Raw genomic sequence first — 23,133 nt, 5'->3', positions numbered from 1 at the left:
TTGAAGCGACAACCAATTCATGGAGGCAGTGCTATGCGAGCGGTCGTGTTCGAGGAGTTCGGCGGTCCCGAGGTACTGAAGGTGCAGGACGTCGAGGAGCCGCACGCGGGTCCCGGCCAGGTGCGGGTCAAGGTGCACGCGGCCGGGGTGAACCCGATCGACTTCAAGGTGCGCCGCGGCTGGACGAAGGGCTTCATCGACCCGGTGTTCCCCGCCGTTCCGGGGCTCGAGGTGGCCGGTGTGGTCGACGAAGCCGGTGAGGGCGCCGAGTTCGCGGTCGGCGACGAGGTGGTCGGCTGGGCCGACGGCGGCGCGTACGCCGAGTACGCGATCGGCGGGAACGTGGCGCGCAAGCCCGCGAGCGTGAGCTGGGAGCAGGCCGTCGGCGTACCGGTGGCCGGCGAGACCGCGCAGCGCGTGCTCGATCAGCTCGGCGTGAAGTCCGGCGAGACGATCCTGATCCACGGCGCCGCGGGCGCGGTCGGCTCGGTCGCCGTACAGCTCGCCAAGACGGCCGGTCTGACGGTTGTCGGTACGGCGTCGCCCGCCAACCACGAGTACCTGCGCTCGCTCGGCGCGGTCCCGGTCGAGTACGGCGACGGCCTGCTGGAGCGGGTGCGTACGGCGGCTCCGGAGGGTGTGGACGCGGTGTTCGACGTGGCTGGCCTGGGGGGTCTACCGGAGTCGGTCGAGCTGCGCGGCGGCACTGACCGGATCGTCACGATCGCGGATTACGCGGCGTCCGAGGCGCTCGGCGTCGAGTTCTCCGGCGGTGGCGGCGACCCGGAGTCCATCCGGTCCGGCCTGGAGTCACAGCTGCAGGCGGCGGCCGACGGCCGGCTGCGGCCCCGGATCGCCCAGACGTTCGAGCTCGCGGACGCGGCCAAGGCCCAGGAACTGAGCGAGTCCGGCCACGCCCGCGGCAAGATCGTGGTGAAGCCTTAGATGTAAGCGAAGCGGGACGGCGGTGTCGGTACGTCGTCCACGCGCGGGTCCCAGCGATCCACGAACTGCACCCCGGCCGGGACCTCGACGCACTCCGTCGAGGTCCAGCCGCGGGTGAGGGTCGCGAAGTCCGGAACTTCCGGGTGGTAGTGCGGCTTCCCGGTGCCGAGCAGGTCGCGGGCCATCGGCGCGCTCACCGCCTGGTACCGGAAGTCGGCCGACAGGCGCAGCTGCTTCGTCTGGTTCGGCATCGCGCCGTGCACGGTCAGACTCCCGAACAGCAGCACATCCCCCGGCCGGTACGACGTCGTACGCCACTCCGGATGGTTCTCGTCCGCCTCGGCCCGCATCATCCCCGGTCCGTCGGACGCCTTCACCGGCAGTACGCCGAGCCGCGGCGACCCGGCCAGCACCCGCAACCCACCGATCTCCGGCGGTGCCGCACTCAACGGCAGCCAGGTGGTGAGCGTGTCCACAGACCCCTGGATGAACCGGTAGTCCTGATGGATCGGGGTCGGATTCGCCCCGGGCGACGGCGGCGCGATCCGGCAGATGTGCGCCGGATGCGCGAACGCGTCCTCACCCAGCAGCCGGCCCGCGAGCTCCAGCAACTCAGGCCGCACCGCCAGCCGGTGGAACGCCTCGGTGCTCTGGATCGCCGTGTAGGCCCCGAAGAACCCTGCCGACCCTTCCTCCACGGCCCGCCCCGATGCGACCAGCTCCCGCGGATCAGCATCCCGCGCCAACCAGTCACTGTCGTAGAGGATCCGTGCCAACTGCTCGTGAACGTCCGCGACCACGTCCCGCGGCAGCAACCCCCGGAAGAACAGGTAACCGTCGCCCGCCAGGCGCTCACGCAGTACGGCGGCGTCCTGGAAGTCGTCGTGCGAGTCGGTCAGTTCTTTCACTTGTCGTTTCCGATCTTGTCCATGGCCGCTGCGATATCGGGGACCGCGACCTTGTCGAGGTAGAGGTCGTTGACGGTTTTGTTGATCTCGGGGGACTTGGCGGTCCAGCCTTCGGCGATCGGGAGGTTGACGGTGCTGCCGGCGGCGGAGTCGATGAACGGCTGGACGTCGATGCCCTTCTGCTTCCAGAATGCCTGGTAGCCGGCGCCCGCGTTGTTGAGCGCCGGGATGATGTACCCCGCGTCGCCCATCAGCTTCTGCGCCTTCTCCGAGCCGAGGAAGGCGACCAGCTTGCCGGCCTCGTCGGGGTGCTTCGTCTTCGCGAACATCGCCTCGGACAGGCCGTTGATCACCACCGTCCGCCCGGCCGGGCCGGCCGGCATCGCAGCGACGCCGATCGGGAACTTCACCTCCGGCAGCGCGAACGGCAGCAGTGCATTGTTCGCCGGGAACATCGCGACCTCGCCCCGGTAGAACATCTCGGTCGCCTGCCCGGTCGGTGGGTTGGTCCGGGTGCCGTCCGGCGACACCTTCCACTTGAAGACCAGGTCCCGCGCGAACTGCAGGGCCTCGACCGACTTCTGGCCGGCGAAGTCGAAGGCGCCGTACGGCTTGTCCATCGCGTGGCCGCCGTTCGACGCGATCCAGTTCAGCCACTGGGTCTGGCTGTGGTTCCAGGAGCAGAAGCCCCACTGCTTGCTGCCGACGGTCAGCTTGCGAGCCACCTCGAGGAAGCTGCCCGAGCCGTCCGGCGCCCAGGTCAGTTCGGCCGGCATCGTGACCCCGGCCTTCGCGACCAGGTCCTTGTTGTAGAGCAGTCCGACGATCCCCAGGTCCTTCGGCATCCCGAGTTGCTTGTCCTCGAACTTGTACGACTGCACGACGTTCGGGTGGTACGAGTCGAGTTTCAGTCCGGCCTTCGAGATCAGGTCGTCGAGCGGCGCGAGAACGCCCTTGCTCGCGAAGTCCGGGAAGTAGTCGACGGTCAGCCAGAACACGTCCGGCGCCTTGCCGCTGGCGAGCTCAGTGGTCAGCTTGGTCCAGTACTGGTCCCACGGCAGCACCTCCATCCGGACGGTGATGTCCGGGTTCTGCTTGGTGAACTCCGCGAACACCGCCTTGTAGCCGACCTCCTGCTGCTCGTCCCAGAGGCGGTACACGAGCTCGACCTTGCCGCCGCCGCTGCTCGCCTTGTCGTTCGACGAACCGCAGCCTGCCAGGGCGAGGACACTGCCGGCGCCGATCAGGAATGTCCGCCGGGAAACGCTTCGAGACATCAGAACCTCCGCATTACTTGAGCCCGGTAACCGCGACCGAGCGGACGATGAAGCGCTGGAAGACGATGAACAGCACCAGCAGCGGCGCCAGCGCGATCAGGCTGCCGGCCATCACGGCGTTGTAGTCGACGCCGATTTCCCCCTTGAACAAGGCGATCCCGACCGAGAGCAGCCGCTTGTCCTCGCTGCTGGTGACGATCAGCGGCCACAGGAAGCTGTTCCAGTTCGCCACCACGGCCAGGGTGGTGACGGTGACCAGGATCGGTTTCGACAACGGCAGCACGATCGACACCAGCGTCCGGACCCGCCCGGCGCCGTCGATCCGGGCCGCGTCCTCGAGATCCGCGGGGATACCGCGGAAGAACTGGCGGAGCAGGAAGATCGCGTACGGCGTACCGAGCATCGTCGGCAGCATCAGGCCGGCCCACGTGTCGACCAGGCCGAGCTTCTGCATCATCAGGTACAGCGGGATCATCGTGACCACCGGCGGCACCATCAGTGTCGACAAATACACCCAGAACAGCGCGTCCCGGCCCGGGAACGACAGCCGCGCGAAGGCGTACGCCGCGAGGATCGCGAACACCACCTGGCCGAGGGTGATCCCGGCCGTGACCAGCGCGGTGTTGACGAGGTAGCCGCCGAAGCCCGAGCTGAACAGCCTCTCGAAGGCCGCCGTACTCGGTGGCAGACCGGGCTCCCACGGCATCGTCTCGGACAGTTGCCCGGGGCCCTTGAAGGCGGTGAGCACAGTCAGGAAGTACGGGAAGATCGCGAACAGACAGCCGGCCACCAGGACGGCGTACGTGAAGATGCGCAGTCTCATCCGGACACCTCGTAGGTCGTACGGCGTTCGAAGTAGACGAACTGGGAGATCGTCGCGATCAGCACCACCGCGAACAGCAGCACCGAGATCGTCGACGCGTAGCCGAAGTCGAACTTGCGGAACGCCTCGTCGTAGATCAGGTACGTCGCCACCTCGGTGCTGTCACCGGGGCCGCCCTCGGTCATCACGAAGATCGTGTCGAACGCCTGGAACGAGCCGATCACGTTGGTGATCAGCACGAACAGCATCGTCGGCCGCAGCAGCGGCAGCGTGATCGTGAAGAAGTGCGCGACCGGGGACGCGCCGTCCAGCGACGAGGCCTCGCGCAACGACCGAGGGATGTTCTGGAGTCCGGCCAGGAAGAACAGCATGTTGTACCCGGCGAACTGCCAGATGTGCACCGCCGCGACGCTCGGCATCGCCAGCACCGGCGACGACAGCCACGCCGGACCGTCGATCCCGAACACGCCCAGGAACTGGTTCAGCGCACCCCGGCCCGGGTCGAAGATCCAGCTCCAGACCAGGCCGAGTGCGACCGGCGTCGCCATCCACGGGATCACCAGCAGCGCCCGGAAGTACTTCATCCCGCGCAGCTTGCGGTCGACCAGGAGGGCCAGGAGCAGCGAGAGGATCGTCGTACCGGGCACGCAGATCACCACGTAGTACACGGTGACCAGCAGCGAGTGCCAGACGTCGGAGTCGGTGAACAGCTTCTGGTAGTTGGCCAGTCCAACGAACTCGGGGGTCGAGAGCAACTTCCAGTCGAACAGGCTGAGCACCAGCACGATCACGCCCGGCGCGAGCAGGAAGCCGAGGACGCCGACCAGGCTAGGCGCCAGCAGGGCGTACGCCACCGCTGTCTGCCGCCCGCGTCCGATCCGGCTGGTACGCCGGGGCGCTCGCCTAAGCATCAGGATCCTTCAGCGGATGCGGGCGCGGCGAGCTCGGGACGAGCAGTTCGCGGGTGCGATCGAGCCCCCACCGGTCGAGCTCGCCGATCGGGTCGCTCGACATCCGCAAACCTGGACCTTGAGAGATGTGTTGTGCCCAGAGCTCGCGCTCCTGGACGTCGGGCCGCACGATCAGGCAGTCGGAGTCGTTCGCCCACCAGCGGCCGTGCAGGAACTCACGCGCCACCGAGGTGGAACGGGCACCGCGCTGACCGGGCTGGCTGATGTCGCCGGACGGTGGGTCGACCAACGGATCGGTGTCGGGCGAGATCCGCATGCAGTCGACGAGTCCGAGGCTCGGGAGGATCGGAGCGCCGCACCCGTGCAGGATCCGGTTGGGCCCGACGGCCTCGCGTAGCAGCCGCATTCCGAGCCGGTACGCCCCGACGCCGTCGATCTGCTCGTGCCGCGGTCCGTCGATCGCGCCGGCGTACACGAAGTCGAGCTTGAAGTGGTCGTACCCCTGGCGGCAGAGCTCGGTGAAGACGTCCTGGATGTGGTGCGCGGCGCCCGGGTGCGTCACGTCCAGAACCAGTTGCTCCTGGCCCCAGTTGGTGCCGGCGCTGATCCCGGGGACCAGCCATTCCGGGTGCTTGCGCGCTGTCTCGCTGCCACTCGCGACGAGGAACGGCGCGACCCAGATGCCTGCGCGACGACCGCTCGAGCGGATGTCGGCGGCGAGCCGGACGGTCGATCCGAAGTCGTCCCGCGGTGTCAGCCAGTCGCCGATCGCGGACTGGTACCCCTCGTCGAGAAGGACCAGATCAACGCTCAGATCGTGCTGGTCGAACTGGCGTACGTCGGTCATCACGTCGCGCTCGGTGACCTTGCCCCAGTACGCGTACCAGCTGCACCAGGACGGACCGAACACGCGCACCGGCGGCGCGCCGGCCGCGAAGGCGTCGGCCCAGTCGGCAAGCGCCTGATTGGGGTTGGCCTGCGTACTTGTTGTCTGCTGTACGGCGCCATCGGCTGAGATCACCAGCCGATCGCCGCGAAGGTCGGCACGGATCGACGGGACGTCGTCGGGACTGGTTGCCGCGATGACCGTGACCTCGTCGGCGGTCGCAACCGCGAGCAGGCCCTCGCCCTGGAAGCGGCCGGCGTCGACGCCGGGGCGGTAGGCCATCACGTGATGATTCGGCGCCGTCGGACGCGGCGGATGCGCGTCGAGCCGGTACCAGCCGCTCGGGCTCCACGACTGCCATCCATGCTCGAAGAGCAGCGTGGAAGCGTCGTACTCGAGCTCGGCGACGGTGCTGAAAGGCACGGATCCCTCGTTTCCCTCGGGTGCAGGATCTTGCTGACGTTCCGCTAATCTTGGGGTGCCTACGAGGAGATCCACCATGACGGAGCCTGCTGACTTCGAGCACGATCTTGCTACCCAGGTGCTCATCGAGCTGTACAGCGAGATCCCGCCGCCGAGCAAGTTGGTGACCGGCCACTTCCACAGCGGCGGCGACTATCGCGTCGTACGGCCGGACGGGGTGGGGAGCTGGTACCTGCTCTACACGGCGTCCGGTACGGGGCGCTACGTGATCGGCCAGAACACGCTGACGCTGCGGCACGGGGACGTCGTACTGGTCAGTCCTGGGACGCCGCACGACTACGGGACCGTCGGGACGTACTGGGAGTCCTGGTGGGCGCACTTCCAGCCGCGGCGCGAGTGGCACTCGTGGTTGTCGTTGCCACAGGCAATGCCCGGACTGTCCTACGTGCGGTTGACCAGATCCTCGGAGACAGACCGCGTGGTGTCCGCGTTCGATCGGCTGCACCGCGACGCGCAGCGCGCCGGGCTGTCCCCGACCGGCGACACCGAGCTGCACCTGCTGGAGAAGAGCGTCGCCACCGAGCTGACCATGAACGGCATCGAGCAGGTGCTGCTGACCGCGGTCGCGAGCCTGCGCCGGGAGACGCAGCAGTTGGACGCCCGCGTGCACCTGGTGCTCGAGGCAATCACCGCCGACCCGGCCAGGCCGCACACCCTGACGTCACTGGCCGGGCTCGCGCAGGTGTCGGTGTCCCGCCTCGCGCATCTGTTCAAGGAGCAGGTCGGTGACTCGATCATGAACGTCGTGCTCGCGCTCAGGTTGCAGCGCGCGGCCGAGCTGCTCGGTGCCACGGACATGTCCGTCGTACAGATCGCGGCGGCGGTCGGGTTCGACTCCCCGCACTACTTGAGCCGCCAGTTCGGCCGCCGGTACGGCATGTCCCCGACGGCCCATCGCGCTGCCGTCAGGAAGCCGGAGCTAGAGCTATATTGAGCTCGGTCGCCGCGGCGTAGTCCGCCCCGCCGGCCAGTCCCACGAGCCGCACGTAGCGTGCCGTCGTACCCGCCGGGAACCGGGCGATCTTCGCGTCGACAGTGCCGTCCCACGATCCCTTCGTCACCGACGTGAACGTGGTGCCGTCGGTGCTCGTCTGGACGTCGTACGACGAGATGCGTCCGTTCGGTACGTCGGCGTCCTGGCGCGGCGTGTAGATGAGCGCTTCGATCGCACGGGGTGTCTTCAGGTCGAGGGTGATGTACTGCGGGAGCGGGGCATGGGGACTCCAGTTCGAGTGCCACATGGTCGTGCAGCTGCCGTCGATCGCGGCGGATGCGCTGTACGCGGACGATCCCTGGCTCGTGGCAGTCGCCGTCATCTCGTTCTGCGGCAGCAGGGTCAGCGGACCGAACGGTCCGTCGGCCGGTGGCGGCGTACCCGGGATCGCGGTCACCCGGCCGAGATCGGGTGCCTTGAGCAACGGATGGGTCCGCAAGTAGTTGAGGAAGACCTCCTGGCCCATGCGCGGCGCCCGGTCGAGAGCGGTGAACTGCTGGAACCCCGGATAGCCGTACTGCGCGCCGTGCAAGGGCATCGCCGCGCTCGTCGTCACCCGGTAGGTCCTGTCGAGCTGTAGCGGTTTGCCGTTGATCAGGACCTTGGCCGGATCGACGCGGTCGCCGACCGGCCGGCCGAGGTCATAGATGTAGCGGAAGTTGGCCGAGGTCGCGAGCGCGGACAGTCTGCTGCACCCGTACGCCGGTGGGATCCACTGCTGCTCCAGGACCGCTTCGACCGTCGAGCCCTTCATCGACAGCGTGGTGATCGGCGAGATCCCGGCGACCGGCCACGCCTCGCCGTACGTCACCGTGCCGGCTTCCAGACCGGCGGCGATCACGTCGATCCCGAGATCGGCTGGTACCAGCGCGAAGTCGCCGTCCGCCTCCGCTTTGTAGAGGTCCGCGACCAGGTTGCCGGTGCGGCTCTCCGCGGTCCGCGCGAAGTCGAGGTCCCGATCGAGCTTGGTGAGCGGTTCCTGCTGCCGGGCCGTCCACTTGTCCATCCAGTACTTCACGATCTTCTGGATCCCCGGGTCCGGCGTGACGTCCTTGGTGACTGCGTGATTGGTGGCCGTGGTCTTCGAGCGGATCACGTCACCGGTCGCCGGATCGAGTTCCAGGTTCACCTCGCCGAGCACCCGCCCGTGGTTGCTCGCCTCGAGGACCGGCCGCGGTACGCCGTTCGGGTCCGGGATCATGCAGTTGAACGCGGTGTGCCAGTGGCCGCCGAGGATCACGTCGATGTCGGGGGACATCGCCCGGGCGGCGTCGAAGATCGGACCGGTCGGGTTCTTGCACTCGTCGTACAGGCCGCCCTGCTGACCGCCTTCGTGCATGCTGACCACGATCGCGTTCACGCCTTGGGCCTTCAGCTCGGCCGCGGCCCGGTTCGCCGCGTCGACGAGGCCCTGGAACTCGAACCCCGACCCCTCGATCGACAGCGTCTCGGTCGGGGTCCCCGGGAAGCCGAGCCCGATGAACCCGATCCGCTGCGAGCCGGCCTTCGCGATCCAGTACGGCGGGAGCACCGGGCGCTTCGTCCGCGGGTCGACGATGTTCGCCGCGTGGTACGCGTAGTCGGTGCCGTGGAAGTTCCGGCCGGTGGAGTCCTTGAAGCAACTGTCGAAGCCGGGCTTGCCGTAGCAGGCGCCGGTCGTCATCCGGCGCAGGAACGGGAACTCGCGGTCGAACTCGTGGTTGCCCGCGACATCGAAGTCCATCCCGAACGCGTTCAGCACCTCGATGGTCGGCTCGTTCGCGAACGCCTGCGTGTAGTCGGGCCAGCCGCTGAACTGGTCACCCGAGCCGATCAGGAAGCTGTTCGGCTTCCGGAGCCGGTCGAGGTGCGCCTTCAGGTACCCGGCGCCGCCGACCTGCTGGGTGCCGGACGGGCCGGCGATCGTCAGGTTCTCGGTCTCGGACAGGTAGCCGTGCAGGTCGGTCAGGCTGAGGATCTGCACCGGGATCGGTGCGGCGGCCTCGGCCGGTAGCGCGGTGGTTCCCACCACCAGGCCGAGAAGGGCGAGAACTGAGCTGATCCGGGACATCGGCTGCTCCTGTCGGTCGGGGCGGAACCTCGCTGCAACGTACTAACCGCCGTACCGCGGAGGACATGGCCTCGAGTGCTGACTTCCTGCACGATCCGGCTGACGCTTTTCTACAAGCGCATGGGGGAGGGGAACCGTACGGTCGGGGGCAGGAAAGGAGTTACACGATGACTGGGTATCTGGCCGTGGCCGAGGTCGACATCGACGCGCCGGCCGCGCGAGTGTGGAACGTACTGACGAGCCCGGACCAGCTGAAACAGCTCTGGTTCGGCGCCGAGGTAGAGACCGACTGGAAGGTAGGCAGCCCGATCACCTGGACCGGCGAATGGGAAGGCAAGCCCTACCAGGACAAGGGCAAGATCCTCGCCATAGAGCCGGAGCGGTTACTACAGCTGACCCACTTCAGTCCGCTGACGGGCCAACCCGACGTACCGGAGAACTACCACACCCTCACCTACACCCTGACCGCCAACACCCACCTAAAACTCGAGCAGGACAACAACTCCTCAGAAGACGAAGCCAAACACTCCCAAGACATGTGGGAGATGCTCGTAGCCAAGGTCAAGGCCGCCGCCGAAGGCTCCGAATAGCGGGTTGTTTCACCACTGACGGGTTACATCGCGCTAGCGGTGACATAACCCGCCACCGGACCGGAGCGAGACCTTCTCCGCGATCAGGGCAGCACGGCCGCCTTCGCCGTACTTGACGGCGCCGTCGAACTCGACGATCACGCCGTACCGCTCGAACAGGAAGTCGACGCGTGCGACGAGTACGCCGTACTCGTCGCGGATCTCCGCCTGAGGTAGTGGTGGCGGGAAGCCGAAATCCGCCAGGGCTACTCGTAGCCATGACTCGCCGACCGACTCGGCCCGGCCGTCGCCGAACTCGACCGCGCGGGTGGCCTGGCGGATCCCGCCGCGCCCGGCGAACGGCGTGAGCGCATCCGCCAGCTGCTCGGGCGTGGCAACCCGCAACCGCAGCGTCTGATCCACAACCGAGACCGCCACTGGGTAACTGGTCGCTCGCACAGTCTCGACCACAGCCCGCGCGGCGTATGTCGTCCGTACGCCGTCCATCTCGCACACCACGTCGACCGATGGCCGAGCGGCATGCTGGCAGACTGCCCTGTCGGACCGCCCGGCTCCGAGCAACCTGGTCACATGTACCCGGCGCAGATCCAGCTCCGAGACCCGTACGCCGTGCAGCAGCAACGCCGACTGATGACTCACGACCGCGCGACCGTGGAGGCGGTGGTAGACCGCTCGCGCCGTGCGGAGATGAAGCCAGACAGCCCGCTCCCACGACGGCATCTCCTCGACGGCAGCCCCGCGTTCGGCGTAGGCACCGCGTGTGAGCCGCACCCACCGCCCGGACGCGACGTGTCTGCGGAGATCTGCATCGGAGTACCCGGCAACAATCGCGTCCCGCCGCGAGAACCACCCACCGCGCCCCGCAGCCGCCACTTCCAGTTTGAGATTCATGCCTGAGAACATGCCGCGAACCGGTCCTCGCCGCCGCCCGTCTTTGGCGCCTGTGGACAACTGCCGGTGGCGGGTTGTTGGTTCGCTGAACTGCTGCAATCCGCCAGCTGTGAAGCAACCCGCTAGTGACTCAGTAATCTGGGGCGTATGGGTGATGGTGTGGAGGTGGGTCGGCCGACTCGGGAGCGGGCTGCGGTGGGGGAGGACGGGCGGTCGCGGGATCGGAGTCGGCCGGCGGTTCCTGATCCGTTGCCGATGAGTGTGGTCGATGCGCATTGTCATCTTGATATCGCCGATGGCGAGGACGGGGACTGGCTGAGTCCGGCGGAGGCGATCCGGCTGGCCAAGTCTGTCGGCGTGACCCGGATCGTCCAGGTGGGTTGCGATCTGCCGGGCGCGGTGTGGGCGGTCGAGGCCGCCGAGCAGCACCCGAACCTGATCGCCGGCGTCGCCCTGCACCCGAACGAGGCGCCGAAGCTGAAAGCAGCCGGCGAGCTGGACAGTGCACTGGCCGAGATCGAGCGGCTCGCGGCGAGCAGCGACAAGGTCCGGGTGATCGGTGAGACCGGGCTCGACTACTACCGCACCGGTGAGGACGGGCAGGCCGCGCAGCACGAGTCGTTCGCCGCGCACATCGAGCTGGCGAAGCGGCTGGGCAAGACGCTGATGATCCACGACCGCGACGCGCACGACGACATCCTGCGGATCCTGGATCGCGAAGGCGTGCCGGACCGGCTGGTGATGCACTGCTTCTCCGGCGACACCGAGTTCGCCCGCGAGTGCGTGAACCGCGGCGCGTACCTGAGCTTCGCCGGCGTCGTCACGTTCAAGAACGCCCAGTCCCTGCGCGACGCCCTGGCCGTCACCCCCCTCGACCGCATCCTCGTCGAGACCGACGCCCCGTACCTGACGCCCTCGCCGTACCGCGGCAAACCGAACGCGTCCTACCTGATCCCGCACACGGTCCGGAAGATGGCTGACGTCCTCAACATCTCGGTCCCAGAACTCTGCACAGCCCTGAACGACAACGCGAACCGGGCGTTCGGAGGGCCTTGGTAACGGCCCGCGACTGACCATTCGGGCGGATACGCTGCGTTCGTGGATTTCGAGACCTTCGACGCGCGGTTGCTCGAGCTCGCCGACTCGTTGCAGGGTGCGGACGAGACCACGGTGGCTGCCGAGGCCGTCCGGATGAAGGCGTCGGCGGAGCAGATCGCGGACGAGAGGTCCCGCCGGTTGGCGCTGATCAGGGTGCAGAAGCTGCCCGAGTTCATCAGCGGGCCGAAGCCTGGCACCAGCCCGGAGTATTGGCGTGCTGCCGGCCTGCTCGCGCAGGTAGTCAACGACAAGGGCTCGGCGGCGGATCGGATCGCCCACGCCGAACGCGCGAAATCCGAGATCGCCGCATTGTCGAAGCGGGCCCCTGCGCGCGAGTCCATGACGATCCTCAAAATGAACTCCACCCTGGTCAGGCTGATCGAGCGCCTCCGAAGCGAAGGCGTGGAGGGCGGATCGTGACCGACGAAGACGACATCGAGATCTCACCGCAGTCCTGGGAGTACCGGCTGGTGGCCGCCGTGGTGTACGCGGTCGAGCAGCGGGTCGGTGGCGGCGCCGGCGGTCCTCGAACCCGGTGGAACGGGGAAGTGCTGGCGGAGACCGACCCGGACGACGTCGGCGGCGCCTTCAGTGACGGCAGTATCTCGGTTTCCGTCCGGCATGTCTTTGATCGGTTGCGCGAGGCACGGGACCTCGATCGGCCGTTGACCGACTACGAGGCCTGGCTTGTTCGCGATGCGATGGACACGCTGACTCACGAAGCCGCGCACCTGATGGCCCCTCTCAGAGACGAGACGGCACCGGAGACCTATCCGTACGACAGCGCTGCGACTGCTTTCGACGAGGGTCGTACCGAGCACTGGACGAAGCGCAACCTCGACAACGTCATCAGTGATGTCTTCAGGGACGCGGGGCTGGACCACGTTGAGGACGCGGTCCTGGCACAGCCGAATCTCGATACCCTTCCCGCCTACACCCCCGCTACCCGGCACCTCGACCAGGCGTTGGCCGAGCGCAGCGGGCTGACGAGCGCCGAGGTCACCCAGAAGTTGCTGTGTGCCGACGACGGTCAACGCTGGAACGTCGCGGTCGACCTGGTGATCGACAAGCATCTTGCCGAGCCAGGCCTCATGCCTGAGGCGCACCGTGCCGAGGTGCGGAGACAGTTGGTCGCTCCCCTACGCGATGCGCTGTCCGGCCTGGAGGCGGTCCAGGCCGACGAATCGCTCGGGAGCGAGCAGAAGTCCGATGAAGCCACCACGGCCGCTCAGAACGCGGTCGCCGGGCTGGACACGGAACTCCAGCGCATCGAACGCAAGTACCGCATCGAGAATGCGCAGCGAGTTCAGCCGGAGTCCCAGCGTCCGGAATCGCGGCTGAACCAAGCTGTTCGCCACGCCCAGGAGAATCTCTCGCCCGACCTCGAACGGTTGCGGGCCCTGTCCGATCCCCAGGCGCCCGCGGCCGGCGCGCCCAAGCGTCGCGCGGGTGTCACCGACCACGCGCCGTCACGACCGGACGACGGCTCCCGCGGCCAAGAGGCCACCCGGCCACGCCCTGGGCCGCACGCGCCCGGCCTCGGCTGATTCCCGCCTGATAAACAGGGCGTCATGGAGTTCAGTGACGTCGTACGGCGGCGGCGGATGGTGCGGAACTACGACCCGGATCGGGCGGTGCCGGACGACGTCCGGGAGCGGATTCTGGAGAACGGGTTGCGGGCGCCTTCGGGTGGGTTCAGCCAGGGGTGGGCGTTCCTGACATTGGAGGGGGAGGAGCGGGAGCGGTACTGGCGGATCGCGGCCGAGGATCCGGATCCTAAGTATGTTGAATGGGTCACAGGGCTGCGCCGGGCGCCGTTGCTGATTCTGGCCTTCGCGCACAAGGACGCGTACCTCGATCGGTACACCGAAGCGGACAAGGGCTGGACCGATCGCGACGAGGGTCGCTGGACCGCGCCGTACTGGTACGTCGACACCGGGATGGCGGTCCTGCTGATGTTGCAGACGGTCGTCGACGAAGGCCTGGGAGCCTGCTTTTTCGGGCCTCCTGCGGACAAGGTGGGCCGGTTGCTGAAGGAGTTCGGCGTACCCGAGGGGTTCGATCTGGTCGGGGTGCTGTCGGTCGGTCACCGGGCCCCGGACAAGCGTTCGCCGTCGCTGAAACGGGGGCGCCGGACGACCGCCGAAGTGGTGCATCGGGGGCAATGGGGCAATCACACGGTGTAAGGAAGCCGTTACACCTTTTTACGACTCGCCGACCAGGGGATTGGCGCTTCCGCTACTTCTTCGTTATGGTCCCGTGATGTTGGCCGGGATCGGGGAAGGTTCCGGGAACAGCACGCCCCTCGGCGTTGACCACAGGCTCCAGGCCTCCAGCCTGGCGCTCGCGGCCAGTGCCTGTGCTGTCCCACCCCGTGCCCGGGTAGCCCTACCTGGGAGCGTTAGTGCGTAAGTCCATCATCGTGGCCGTCGGTGCGACGGCTGCGTTCGCCGTCGCAGGCGGCTCCGTGGCGTATGCCGCGAAGAGCAAGACGGTCAGTCTCTCCGTCGACGGCCAGGTGCGGAAGGTTCACACCTTCGGCTCCACCGTGGCAGACGCCCTGAAGGCCGAGAAAGTTCAGGTCGGTGAGCACGACGTCGTCGCGCCCGGCGTGGACGCCAAGCTCAAGGACGGGCAGGAGATCGCCGTGCAGTACGGGCGGCCGCTGACTGTCAACGCCGACGGCGCCAAGAAGGCCTACTGGACCACCGCCGACAGCGTGAACGAGGCGCTGGCCGATCTGGGTCTCCGTTACGACGGCGCCCAGCTGTCCACCAGCCGGAGCGCTCCGCTCGGCCGCCAGGGTCTGGAGCTGACCGTCACGACGCCGAAGACTGTGCAGATCGTGCACCTCGGCAAGACCGTGACCATCAAGTCGCTGGCCGGCACCGTCGGTCAGGCCCTGACCGAGGCGAAGGTTCGCTGGGACTCCGACGACCGGATCACCCCGGCCGCCGCGACCCCGCTGAAGCTCGGCGTGAACAAGATCGGTTTCGTGCAGGTCCTGCAGAAGACCGTCACCAAGACCGAGGCAGTCGCGCACGGCACCGACGAGACCAAGTCGGCGACGCTGGAAGTGGGCACCAAGAAGACCACGACCAAGGGCACCGACGGCTCCAAGACCGTCACGTACCTGTACACCTACCTGGATGGCAAGCTGTCGGCCACCAAGGTGGTCGGGTCGAAGCTGGTGGCCAAGGCGGTCGACGAGCAGGTCGTCGTCGGCACCAAGCCGAAGCCGGCGGAGCCGACCACCACGACCACCGAGACCGACACGCCGACCAGCAGCAACGTCGGTGCGTGGGATCGGATCGCCGAGTGCGAGTCGGGCGGCAACTGGTCGATCAACAGCGGCAACGGGTACTACGGCGGTCTGCAGTTCGACCACGGCACCTGGGCTGCCTACGGCGGTACGGCGTACGCCGACAACGCGAACGGTGCGTCGAAGGCGCAGCAGATCGCGATCGCGGAGAAGGTCAAGGCCGACCGCGGTGGTTACGGCGCATGGCCTGTCTGCGGTAAGCGCGCCTGACTGGGGCGGTGGGGCGGGAGAAGGTTTCGGCCTGCCAAACTGACGGGGTGACCTCGTCTGATTCATCCACGTCCGCCGGACCGAGACTTCTCGGTCCGGCGGACGTGCGTTCGCTGGCCGCGTCCCTCGGGGTCCGTCCGACCAAGCAGCGCGGCCAGAACTTCGTCATCGACCCGAACACGGTGCGCCGGATCGTTCGCGCCGCCGAGCTGACGGAGAGCGAGACGGTTCTCGAGATCGGGCCGGGTCTCGGGTCGCTGACGCTCGCGCTGCTCGCGGAAGGGCACCGGGTCACTGCGGTCGAGATCGACCCGCTGCTCGCGCAGGCGCTGCCGTCGACCGTCGCGTCGTACGCGCCACACCAGGCATCCAGGTTGACCGTGGTCGAGGCGGACGCGATGGACGTGACGCCCGCGGAGATCGGCGAGCCGACCGCCTGCGTGGCGAACCTGCCGTACAACGTCGCCGTACCTGTGCTGCTGCACCTGCTCCAGGTCTCGGACTCGCTGCGGCACGGCTTGGTGATGGTGCAGTCCGAGGTCGCGGACCGGTTGGCGGCCGGACCGGGTTCGCGGACGTACGGCGTACCGTCGGCGAAGGCCGCGTGGTACGCCGAGGTGCGGCGCGCCGGGCCGATCGGACGGAACGTCTTCTGGCCGGCTCCGAACGTGGACTCGGGCCTGGTCGCGTTCGAGCGCCGCGAACCGCCGGCGACGGAGGCGAGCCGCGAGGAGGTGTTCGCGGTGATCGAGGCCGCGTTCTCGCAGCGCCGTAAGACGATCCGGTCCGCGCTGGCCCGCTGGATGCCGGATCGTGCGCGGCTCGACGAGGTGCTCAGCGCCGCCGGGATCGACCCGAGAGTGCGCGGCGAGATGCTCGGGATCACAGAATTCGCTGCACTCGCAGGTGCAGGTCGGACTGTGTAATGCCCTAGCCTGTGCGACGTGCCACCTTCTGCTGAGGTCACGGTGCGGGCGCCGGCCAAGATCAATCTCGGTCTGTCGGTCGGTCCGCCGCGCCCGGACGGGTTCCACCCGGTCGCCACGGTGTACCAGGCCGTTGCCCTGTACGACGACGTGACCGCGGTACTGCGGGACGACGACGGGGAGGTCTCGGTCGAGATCTCCGGCGACTTCGCGGACGACGTACCGACCGACGAGACCAACCTCGCGGTGCGGGCGGCGCAGTTGCTGCAGGCGGAGTACGACGTCGACGAGGGCGTCGACCTGACGATCCGCAAGACGATTCCGGTGGCCGGCGGGATGGCCGGCGGCTCGACTGACGCGGCAGCGACTCTGGTGGCGTGCAACCGGTTGTGGGGCCTGCAACTGACCCAGACCGAGCTTCAGCACCATGCGGCCGAGCTCGGCAGCGACGTGCCGTTCTGCCTGGTCGGCCACACGGCGCTCGGTCAGGGACGGGGCGAGCAGGTCACCGAGGTGATGTCCCGCGGGACATTTCACTGGGTGTTCGCGATCGCTGACGGCGGGTTGTCGACGCCGGACGTCTACCGCGAACTGGACCGGATGCGTCCGCTGCGGCGCGTCGAGTCGCCGCAGGTCCGTCCGGAGTTGATGTCCGCGCTGCTGTCCGGGCAGCCCGGCGCACTTGCCGTTGCGCTCAGCAACGACCTGCAGGCCGCGGCGTTGTCGCTGCGTCCCGAGCTGGGCGAGACGCTCCAGTTCGGCCTTGACCAGGGTGCGTTGGCCGCGCAGATCTCCGGCTCCGGCCCTACCTGCCTCTTCCTCGCCGCCGACAGCCGCAGCGCCGTCGACCTGGCCGTGGAGCTCGCCGAATCCGGCCGCTGCCGCATGGTCCGCCAGGCCGAGGGGCCCGTCCCGGGCGCCCGGATCCTTCCGGCGATCGTGAATCGGTAGCAGATCTTATGAGCGAGCCGCCGAAGTGGGGAATGCAATGCACCTGGAAGGTTCAGCAGGGTTCCCCAGTCGCATGCGTATTTCAGGTCTCACGACACGAGTTCCTCACCCGCACATGCATCACAAGAGCCTGAAAATCGCTCGTCCCCGGACTCGGGTGGTGTTACCGTCCGGGAAGAGACCCCATCGACACCGACAGGAGACCGGGATGCGCCGCGGATCGATCCACCCCATGGGTACTGATCGTTTCGACGCATTCGCGAGGACTCTTGAACTCTCTGACGATGGGCATTGTGGCGCATGTCGACGCCGGTAAGACCAGCCTGACCGAGCGGCTGCTGTTCGCCGCCGGAGTCATCGACCGGGTCGGCCGGGTCGACGACGGGAACACGCAGACCGACTCGATGGACCTCGAGCGGAAACGCGGCATCACGATCCGCTCCGCGGTGGTGTCGTTCGCGCTCGGTGACCTGCCGGTCAACCTGATCGACACCCCGGGACACTCCGACTTCATCGCCGAGGTCGAGCGCGCGTTGTCCGTACTGGACGGCGCGGTGCTGGTGATCTCCGCGGTCGAGGGCGTGCAGCCGCAGACGCGGTTGCTGATGCGCACGCTGGACCGGCTGCGGATCCCGACGTTGCTGTTCGTGAACAAGATCGACCGGGTGGGCGCGCGGTACGACGAGCTGCTCGCCGACATCCGGCGGTTGCTGACGCCGGCCGCCGTACCGATGGAGTCGGTGGCGGATCTCGGTCTGCGCACGGCGTCGGTCGTATCGCTGCCGGTGCAGCGCGGCGAGGTCGGCGAGATGCTTGCCGAGCGCAATGATTCGTTCCTGGAGCTGTACCTCGAGGGCGCCGAGGTCGACCAGGCGGCCGAGCTGCGGCGTCAGGTCGCGAAGGCCGAGATGTATCCGGTGTACTTCGGATCCGCCATGACCGGCGTCGGAATCGCCGAGGTGATCGAGGGGATCCGCACCTGGTTGCCGCGGGCAATCGCGGCACCGGAGGACCAGCTGCGGGCGCGGGTGTTCAAGGTCGAGCGGGGTGCGGCCGGGCAGAAGATCGCGTCCGCACGGATCGTCAGCGGGACGCTGGCTGCGCGTACGACGGTCCCGGTGCATCCCGTCGACGGTCCGGCGTACCAGGTGCGGCCGAGCGGGATCGACGTGTTCGAGGATGGCGGCCGGCACTCGGTGGATCGGGCCGAGGCCGGTCAGATCGTGGCGTTGCGGGGACTGAAGAGCATCCGGATCGGCGATCAGCTCGGCGTCCGGACGGCGCAGGTCGGGCGGCTGTTCGCGCCGCCCACGCTGGAGACCGTGGTGAGTGCGCGGGACCGGGTGAAGTTGTTCCAGGCGTTGACGCAGCTCGCCGAGCAGGATCCGCTGATCCGGGTCCGGAAGGCCGACGAGATCACCGTGAGCCTGTACGGCGAGGTGCAGAAGGAGGTGATCGCGTCGTTGCTCGAGTCGGAGTACGGCGTCGGCGTCACCTTCAGCGAGACGACGCCGATCCATGTCGAGCGGTTGATCGGGGTCGGTGCCGCGACCCGCGAGATCACGGAGGGCCCGTGGGCGGCGGGGGTCGGCTTCCGGGTCTCACCGGTTGCCGATGGCATTGAGTACAACCTGGAGGTGGAGCTCGGGGCGCTGCCGCGGGCCTTCCACACGGCGATCGAGGAGACGGTTCGGCAGACGTTGCACCAGGGCCTGTTCGGGTGGGAGATCCCGGACATCCGGGTGGATCTGACGCACACGGCGTACTGGAGCCCGGTCACCGTGGCCGCCGACTTCCGCCGGTTGGTGCCGCTCGTCCTCCTGCAGGCGATCGCCGAGGCCGGTACGACGGTCCTGGAGCCGGTGAACCACTTCGAGCTCGATGTTCCGTCCGATACTGTCTCGCGAGTCTTGGCTCACGTCGCAGAACACCGCGGCATCGTCTCCCAAACCACGCTCACCGAGACCCAGGCCCACATCGAAGGCACCATCCCGGCCGCCACCACGCACCTCTTCGAGTTGATGCTCCCCACCCTCGGCCGAGGTGAGGCACTCCTCGCCACCAGCTTCGACAGCTACAGCCCCGTCCCAGGCCCAGCCCCCAGCCGGACCCGCACGGACGGCAACCCCCTCAACGAGAAGCAGTACGTCCTGAACCTCAGTCGAGTTGTTTGAGGATCGCGCTGATTTCGGTGACGGCTTCGGGGCGGTCGGGCCAATGGGCGGTGATGCAGATGAGCTCTCGGAGGTGGAGCAAGGGGAGGCGGTCACGCCAACCCGGGGCTAGTGGGTGGAGTTCCTCGTAGGCGTCGAAGAAGGTCTCCGACAAGTGGCCATAGATGAGGAGGGTGGCCAGTTCGGCCTCGGGCCAGCCGTAGTGGACGGCGGGATCGATCATGGCCGGGCCGCCGTCCGGGGCGGGGAGGAGGTTTCCGTGCCACAGGTCGCCGTGGAGCAGGGACGGAGGCTGCGGCGGGATCAGCTCGGGGAGGCGGTTGGCGACGCGTTCGAGGCGGCGCCGATCAGCCTCCGGGAGCTGGTTGTGGCAGTTCGGCTCCTCCAGGTAACGGAGCAGACGGTGCTCGGCGAAGAACGCGTGCCCGTCGCTCGTCCACGGGTTCCGCTGCAGGAGGGTGCCCAGGTAGTTGTCCTGGTGGTACCCGAACTTGTCCGCGGTCTGCTGATGCTGCAGCGCCAGCGCCCGCCCGGCGTCCTCCCAGTACGTCGGCGACGGTTCCGGCGTACCGAGGTCGGACAGAACGATGAACGCCGGCGTCACCCGAAGGACCTCTGGTACGGCGAACCCGCCAGGTGCACGCAGCGCGTCGAGACCGTCGGCCTCCAGCGCGTACAGGTCCGGTGGCAGATCGTCCTGCGTCTTCACGACCACCGATTCGCCCAGCGTCGTGCGGACGCGGAACGTCTTGCTGGCGTAGCCACCTTCCAGCGGATCGGCGGCGATCGCGTCGCCGAGGGACAGTCCTTCGAGCCAGGCGGGAGTCAACACCTGGACGATCCTGGCACGATCCCGGGAACGGTGTCCGCGTCAGCTACCCTTGGGCGCGTTATGGCGGCACCTAACTTGGTCAATCTGGAAGCTGTTTCGAAGGGCTTCGGGACCCGCACACTGCTCGACTCGGTCAGTCTCGGCGTAGGCCGTGGTGAGCGCATCGGCGTGGTCGGGCGCAACGGCGACGGCAAGTCGACGCTCCTGCAGGTCCTGGCCCGGCGTGAGGAGCCCGATAGCGGCCGGATCACCCACAATCGCGACCTGCGGCTCGGGTACCTCGGTCAGGGCGACGATCTCGACCCGGACCAGACCGTGCTGCACGCGGTGCTCGGTGATGTCGAGACCTACACCTGGGCGGCCGATCCGCGAGCGCGCTCGGTGATGGAGCATCTTCTCGGCGAAGTCGACCACCAGGCGCAGGTCGGCAGCCTGAGCGGTGGCGAGCGGCGCCGAGCCTCCTTGGCCAGACTCCTGCTCACCGAGGTCGACCTGCTGATTCTCGACGAGCCCACCAACCACCTCGACATCGAGGCCGTCAGCTGGCTCGCCGAGCACGTCGTCGACCACGCGAGCGCGCTGATCGTCGTGACCCACGACCGCTGGTTCCTGGACGCGGTCTGCACCAACACGTGGGAGGTGCAGGGCGGCCGTGTCACGTCGTACGACGGTGGGTACGCGGCGTACGTCCTCGCCAAGGCCGAGCGGGCCCGCACGGCGCAGGTCACCGAGGCCAAGCGGCAGAACCTCCTGCAGAAGGAGCTCGCCTGGCTGCGCCGGGGTGCTCCGGCCCGGACCAGCAAGCCCAAGTTCCGGATCGACGCCGCGAACGCGCTGATCGAGGACGTGCCGCCGCCGCGGGACAAGCTCGCGCTGTCGCAGTTGGCGACCGCGCGGCTCGGCAAGGACGTGTTCGACGTCGAGGACGTCAGCCTGAGCTTCGGCGACCGGAAGATGCTCGACCACGTGACGTTCCGGCTCGGTCCGGCTGACCGGATCGGGCTGCTCGGCCCGAACGGCGCCGGCAAGACCACGTTCCTCAGGGTCCTCACCGGGCAGCTCGCGCCGGACCGCGGCCTGGTCAAGCAGGGCAAGACGGTCCGGATCGCCAACCTGTCGCAGACCCTCGAGGAGATCGACACCTCGGTCACCGTCCTCGACCACATCACCGCGATCCGTCGTACGGCGGCGCTCGCCGGGCGGGGCGGTGAGCTGACGTCGTCGCAACTGCTCGAGCGGTTCGGGTTCACCGGCGACAAGCTGACGACGCGGATCTCGGACCTGTCCGGTGGTGAACGGCGCCGGCTGCAGTTGCTGCGCATCCTGCTCGACGAGCCGAACGTGCTGATCCTCGACGAGCCGACCAACGACCTGGACGTCGAGACACTGACCGTGCTCGAGGATTTCCTGGACAGCTGGCCCGGCGTCGTCGTCACCGTCACCCACGACCGGTACTTCCTGGAGCGGGTCAGCGACATGGTTTACGCGATCATGGGCGACGCCCGGGTCCGGCATCTGCCGCGCGGCGTCGAGCAGTATCTCGAGGAACTCGAGGCCGGAATTCCGCGACGGGCGGCGTCGAATGCGTTGACGCCGGCCGCAGTTGTGTCCACCGATTTGTCAACAGCACAAAATGGCCAGGTGGTTGAACGTCCGACGGCTGACGCGGCAGCGGCCCGGGCGGCGAAGAAGGAGCTGAACCGGATCGAGCGGCAGCTCGCGAAGATCACCGAGGCCGAGACGAAACTGCACGACCAGCTGGCCGTAAGTGCGAGCGACTACGAGCGGCTCTCCGAGCTGGACGCCGAGCTCCGCAAGCTGGCCGACGAGCGTGGTGAGCTGGAAACGGCCTGGTTCGAAGCGGCGGAACGCGCGGAGTAGCAGGGGTTCGAGCCGCGGCGCCCCCTCCGATCCCCTGTGATTCGGAGGGGTGCGCCGAGCTCCTGGGTGAGCGGGCCCCGTGCCGGCCGCCGTTGTTCGGGCCCCGAGCCCCGGACACCGTGCGGCCACTTTCGGCGAACCACCTCTTGCCGCCGAAGTCACCGTGTTCTGACATTTTGTAGTCGATCAACCACCGACGGTGATGACCCTAGTAGTGGGCCCGTCCGGTGTCGATAGTCGTCGGCTACAGCAGTCTCTCGATCTCGTTGCAACTAGCAACGATCGGACCAGGGTAGAAGTGACGGGTCGTCTTTTCGGATAATTCCGGGTCATTTCGGCCGCGCTTTGTCCGTACGAACAAGCGGCTTTGTCGGTGACGCGAACCGAGTGTTTTCGGTTAGTGCTTTTCCAGGTCGAACGGGCGGACCAGTTCCCGTAACACCCGGGCGATCTTCTGCTGGTCGCCGTCGCTGAGGCCGCCGAGCAGCGTGCGCTCATGGGTGAGCAGGTCGGCCATCGCGGCGTCGACCTTGTCCCGGCCCGCGGGTGTCAGCTGGACGAGCACACCGCGCCGGTCATGAGGATCCGGCAGCCGCTCGACCAGGCCGCGGGCGGCCAGCCGGTCGACCCGGTTCGTCATCGTGCCGGACGTGACGAGGGTTTCCTTGAGCAGCTTGCCGGGGGACAGCTGGTACGGCGTACCCGCTCGGCGCAGCGCCGCGAGGACGTCGAACTCCCAGGACTCCAGGCCGTGGGTGTCGAAGGCCTGGCTGCGGGCGCGATCGAGATGCCGCGCCAGGCGGCTGACCCGGGACAGCACCTCCATCGGCGCCACGTCGAGATCGGGGCGCTCGCGGCGCCAGGCCTGAATCAGGCGATCGACCTCGTCCTCCATGGGTTCGAGAGTACCCATCAAGACTCTTGACATCAAGACAAGTTGTGGAGTTAGAGTATCTCGACGTCAAGATAAATCAGTGTGAG

Annotated in this window: 21 protein-coding genes; 12 read left to right on the top strand and 9 right to left on the bottom strand. The window is 67.8% G+C overall.

Annotation, left to right across the window (positions count from 1 at the left end):
* Window positions 1–33 precede the first annotated feature (33 nt).
* Window positions 34–945, top strand: a complete 912-nt coding sequence (locus E0H45_RS03485) for an NADP-dependent oxidoreductase (RefSeq protein ID WP_131334815.1) — start codon at window positions 34–36, stop codon at window positions 943–945.
* On the opposite strand, the gene E0H45_RS03480 is transcribed toward E0H45_RS03485, so the two are convergent.
* From E0H45_RS03480 to E0H45_RS03460, 5 genes are read right to left on the bottom strand one after another with little or no spacing between them, the layout of a single operon-like run.
* The gene (locus tag E0H45_RS03480; RefSeq protein ID WP_131334814.1) at window positions 942–1,853 is read right to left on the bottom strand and encodes a phytanoyl-CoA dioxygenase family protein; all 912 of its coding nucleotides are present in this window, start codon (window positions 1,851–1,853) and stop codon (window positions 942–944) included. The genes E0H45_RS03485 and E0H45_RS03480 overlap by 4 nt on opposite strands.
* Complete coding sequence (locus tag E0H45_RS03475; protein ID WP_131334813.1) at window positions 1,850–3,130, bottom strand: ABC transporter substrate-binding protein; 1,281 nt, start codon at window positions 3,128–3,130, stop codon at window positions 1,850–1,852. Before E0H45_RS03475 ends, E0H45_RS03480 begins: the two co-directional genes overlap by 4 nt.
* A 13-nt stretch (window positions 3,131–3,143) precedes the next feature.
* Entirely contained in the window at window positions 3,144–3,953 is an 810-nt protein-coding gene (locus tag E0H45_RS03470; protein ID WP_131334812.1) for a carbohydrate ABC transporter permease, read from the bottom strand.
* Window positions 3,950–4,864 (bottom strand): carbohydrate ABC transporter permease, encoded by a 915-nt coding sequence (locus E0H45_RS03465; protein WP_238154775.1) that lies wholly within the window; start codon window positions 4,862–4,864, stop codon window positions 3,950–3,952. The genes E0H45_RS03470 and E0H45_RS03465 overlap by 4 nt, the downstream gene beginning before the upstream one ends.
* Window positions 4,857–6,173, bottom strand: a complete 1,317-nt coding sequence (locus E0H45_RS03460; RefSeq protein WP_202872184.1) for a glycoside hydrolase family 36 protein — start codon at window positions 6,171–6,173, stop codon at window positions 4,857–4,859. Before E0H45_RS03460 ends, E0H45_RS03465 begins: the two co-directional genes overlap by 8 nt.
* Window positions 6,174–6,249: 76 nt before the next feature.
* On the opposite strand from E0H45_RS03460, the gene E0H45_RS03455 reads away from it, so the two are divergent.
* Window positions 6,250–7,167, top strand: coding sequence for a helix-turn-helix domain-containing protein (locus tag E0H45_RS03455; RefSeq protein ID WP_131334810.1), 918 nt, complete (start codon window positions 6,250–6,252; stop codon window positions 7,165–7,167).
* On the opposite strand, the gene E0H45_RS03450 is transcribed toward E0H45_RS03455, so the two are convergent.
* Window positions 7,139–9,277, bottom strand: a complete 2,139-nt coding sequence (locus tag E0H45_RS03450; protein ID WP_131334809.1) for a discoidin domain-containing protein — start codon at window positions 9,275–9,277, stop codon at window positions 7,139–7,141. The two genes, E0H45_RS03455 and E0H45_RS03450, sit on opposite strands and share 29 nt — an antisense overlap.
* Before the next feature lie 167 nt (window positions 9,278–9,444).
* On the opposite strand from E0H45_RS03450, the gene E0H45_RS03445 reads away from it, so the two are divergent.
* Window positions 9,445–9,867 (top strand): SRPBCC family protein, encoded by a 423-nt coding sequence (locus E0H45_RS03445; RefSeq protein WP_131334808.1) that lies wholly within the window; start codon window positions 9,445–9,447, stop codon window positions 9,865–9,867.
* Window positions 9,868–9,900: 33 nt separating this feature from the next.
* Here the strand turns inward: E0H45_RS03445 and E0H45_RS03440 are convergent, their stop codons facing one another.
* Window positions 9,901–10,758 (bottom strand): type IV toxin-antitoxin system AbiEi family antitoxin domain-containing protein, encoded by an 858-nt coding sequence (locus tag E0H45_RS03440; protein WP_131334807.1) that lies wholly within the window; start codon window positions 10,756–10,758, stop codon window positions 9,901–9,903.
* Window positions 10,759–10,905: 147 nt separating this feature from the next.
* Between E0H45_RS03440 and E0H45_RS03435 the strand changes: the two genes are divergently transcribed.
* From E0H45_RS03435 to E0H45_RS03400, 8 genes are all read left to right on the top strand, one after another.
* Window positions 10,906–11,817, top strand: coding sequence for a TatD family hydrolase (locus tag E0H45_RS03435; protein WP_131334806.1), 912 nt, complete (start codon window positions 10,906–10,908; stop codon window positions 11,815–11,817).
* 39 nt (window positions 11,818–11,856) lie between these two features.
* Window positions 11,857–12,276, top strand: coding sequence for a hypothetical protein (locus E0H45_RS03430; protein WP_131334805.1), 420 nt, complete (start codon window positions 11,857–11,859; stop codon window positions 12,274–12,276).
* Window positions 12,273–13,403 (top strand): hypothetical protein, encoded by a 1,131-nt coding sequence (locus E0H45_RS03425; protein WP_131334804.1) that lies wholly within the window; start codon window positions 12,273–12,275, stop codon window positions 13,401–13,403. Before E0H45_RS03430 ends, E0H45_RS03425 begins: the two co-directional genes overlap by 4 nt.
* Before the next feature lie 24 nt (window positions 13,404–13,427).
* Window positions 13,428–14,042 carry a nitroreductase family protein gene (locus E0H45_RS03420; RefSeq protein WP_131334803.1) on the top strand — a complete coding sequence of 205 codons (615 nt, stop codon included), beginning with the start codon at window positions 13,428–13,430 and terminating at the stop codon, window positions 14,040–14,042.
* A 218-nt stretch (window positions 14,043–14,260) separates the two neighbouring features.
* On the top strand, window positions 14,261–15,388 hold the full coding sequence (locus tag E0H45_RS43570) for a resuscitation-promoting factor (RefSeq protein ID WP_131334802.1): 1,128 nt from the start codon (window positions 14,261–14,263) through the stop codon (window positions 15,386–15,388).
* A gap of 47 nt (window positions 15,389–15,435) precedes the next feature.
* A complete protein-coding gene (rsmA, locus tag E0H45_RS03410) occupies window positions 15,436–16,314 on the top strand; it encodes a 16S rRNA (adenine(1518)-N(6)/adenine(1519)-N(6))-dimethyltransferase RsmA (protein ID WP_131334801.1) in 879 nt (292 codons plus the stop codon).
* Window positions 16,315–16,332: 18 nt separating this feature from the next.
* Complete coding sequence (locus tag E0H45_RS03405; RefSeq protein ID WP_202872183.1) at window positions 16,333–17,265, top strand: 4-(cytidine 5'-diphospho)-2-C-methyl-D-erythritol kinase; 933 nt, start codon at window positions 16,333–16,335, stop codon at window positions 17,263–17,265.
* A gap of 284 nt (window positions 17,266–17,549) precedes the next feature.
* Window positions 17,550–19,439 (top strand): elongation factor G, encoded by a 1,890-nt coding sequence (locus tag E0H45_RS03400; protein ID WP_202872182.1) that lies wholly within the window; start codon window positions 17,550–17,552, stop codon window positions 19,437–19,439.
* On the opposite strand, the gene E0H45_RS03395 is transcribed toward E0H45_RS03400, so the two are convergent.
* A complete protein-coding gene (locus tag E0H45_RS03395) occupies window positions 19,423–20,271 on the bottom strand; it encodes a fructosamine kinase family protein (RefSeq protein ID WP_165546348.1) in 849 nt (282 codons plus the stop codon). The genes E0H45_RS03400 and E0H45_RS03395 overlap by 17 nt on opposite strands.
* Before the next feature lie 60 nt (window positions 20,272–20,331).
* Here E0H45_RS03395 and E0H45_RS03390 point away from each other — a divergent pair, with 60 nt between their 5' ends.
* On the top strand, window positions 20,332–22,152 hold the full coding sequence (locus tag E0H45_RS03390; RefSeq protein WP_131334797.1) for an ABC-F family ATP-binding cassette domain-containing protein: 1,821 nt from the start codon (window positions 20,332–20,334) through the stop codon (window positions 22,150–22,152).
* A gap of 397 nt (window positions 22,153–22,549) precedes the next feature.
* Here E0H45_RS03390 and E0H45_RS03385 read toward each other — a convergent pair whose 3' ends face one another.
* Window positions 22,550–23,047 (bottom strand): MarR family winged helix-turn-helix transcriptional regulator, encoded by a 498-nt coding sequence (locus E0H45_RS03385; protein WP_131334796.1) that lies wholly within the window; start codon window positions 23,045–23,047, stop codon window positions 22,550–22,552.
* Window positions 23,048–23,133 lie beyond the last annotated feature (86 nt).

The sequence above is a fragment of the Kribbella soli genome, assembly GCF_004331345.1.
Lineage (GTDB): Bacteria > Actinomycetota > Actinomycetes > Propionibacteriales > Kribbellaceae > Kribbella > Kribbella soli.
Note: the sequence above shows the minus strand (reverse complement) of the source record. Positions and strands in the feature narration are given on the sequence as shown.

Bases quoted from the DNA above. Each gene is read 5' to 3' on its own strand.
- E0H45_RS03445 (WP_131334808.1), top strand. From the start codon at position 9,445: ATGACTGGGTATCTGGCCGTGGCCGAGGTCGACATCGACGCGCCGGCC.
- E0H45_RS03465 (WP_238154775.1), bottom strand. From the start codon at position 4,864: ATGCTTAGGCGAGCGCCCCGGCGTACCAGCCGGATCGGACGCGGGCGG.
- E0H45_RS03475 (WP_131334813.1), bottom strand. From the start codon at position 3,130: ATGTCTCGAAGCGTTTCCCGGCGGACATTCCTGATCGGCGCCGGCAGT.
- E0H45_RS03420 (WP_131334803.1), top strand. From the start codon at position 13,428: ATGGAGTTCAGTGACGTCGTACGGCGGCGGCGGATGGTGCGGAACTAC.
- E0H45_RS03450 (WP_131334809.1), bottom strand. From the start codon at position 9,277: ATGTCCCGGATCAGCTCAGTTCTCGCCCTTCTCGGCCTGGTGGTGGGA.
- E0H45_RS03470 (WP_131334812.1), bottom strand. From the start codon at position 3,953: ATGAGACTGCGCATCTTCACGTACGCCGTCCTGGTGGCCGGCTGTCTG.
- E0H45_RS03385 (WP_131334796.1), bottom strand. From the start codon at position 23,047: ATGGAGGACGAGGTCGATCGCCTGATTCAGGCCTGGCGCCGCGAGCGC.
- E0H45_RS03400 (WP_202872182.1), top strand. From the start codon at position 17,550: ATGGGCATTGTGGCGCATGTCGACGCCGGTAAGACCAGCCTGACCGAG.
- E0H45_RS03440 (WP_131334807.1), bottom strand. From the start codon at position 10,758: ATGAATCTCAAACTGGAAGTGGCGGCTGCGGGGCGCGGTGGGTGGTTC.
- E0H45_RS03435 (WP_131334806.1), top strand. From the start codon at position 10,906: ATGGGTGATGGTGTGGAGGTGGGTCGGCCGACTCGGGAGCGGGCTGCG.
- E0H45_RS03455 (WP_131334810.1), top strand. From the start codon at position 6,250: ATGACGGAGCCTGCTGACTTCGAGCACGATCTTGCTACCCAGGTGCTC.
- E0H45_RS03390 (WP_131334797.1), top strand. From the start codon at position 20,332: ATGGCGGCACCTAACTTGGTCAATCTGGAAGCTGTTTCGAAGGGCTTC.
- E0H45_RS03485 (WP_131334815.1), top strand. From the start codon at position 34: ATGCGAGCGGTCGTGTTCGAGGAGTTCGGCGGTCCCGAGGTACTGAAG.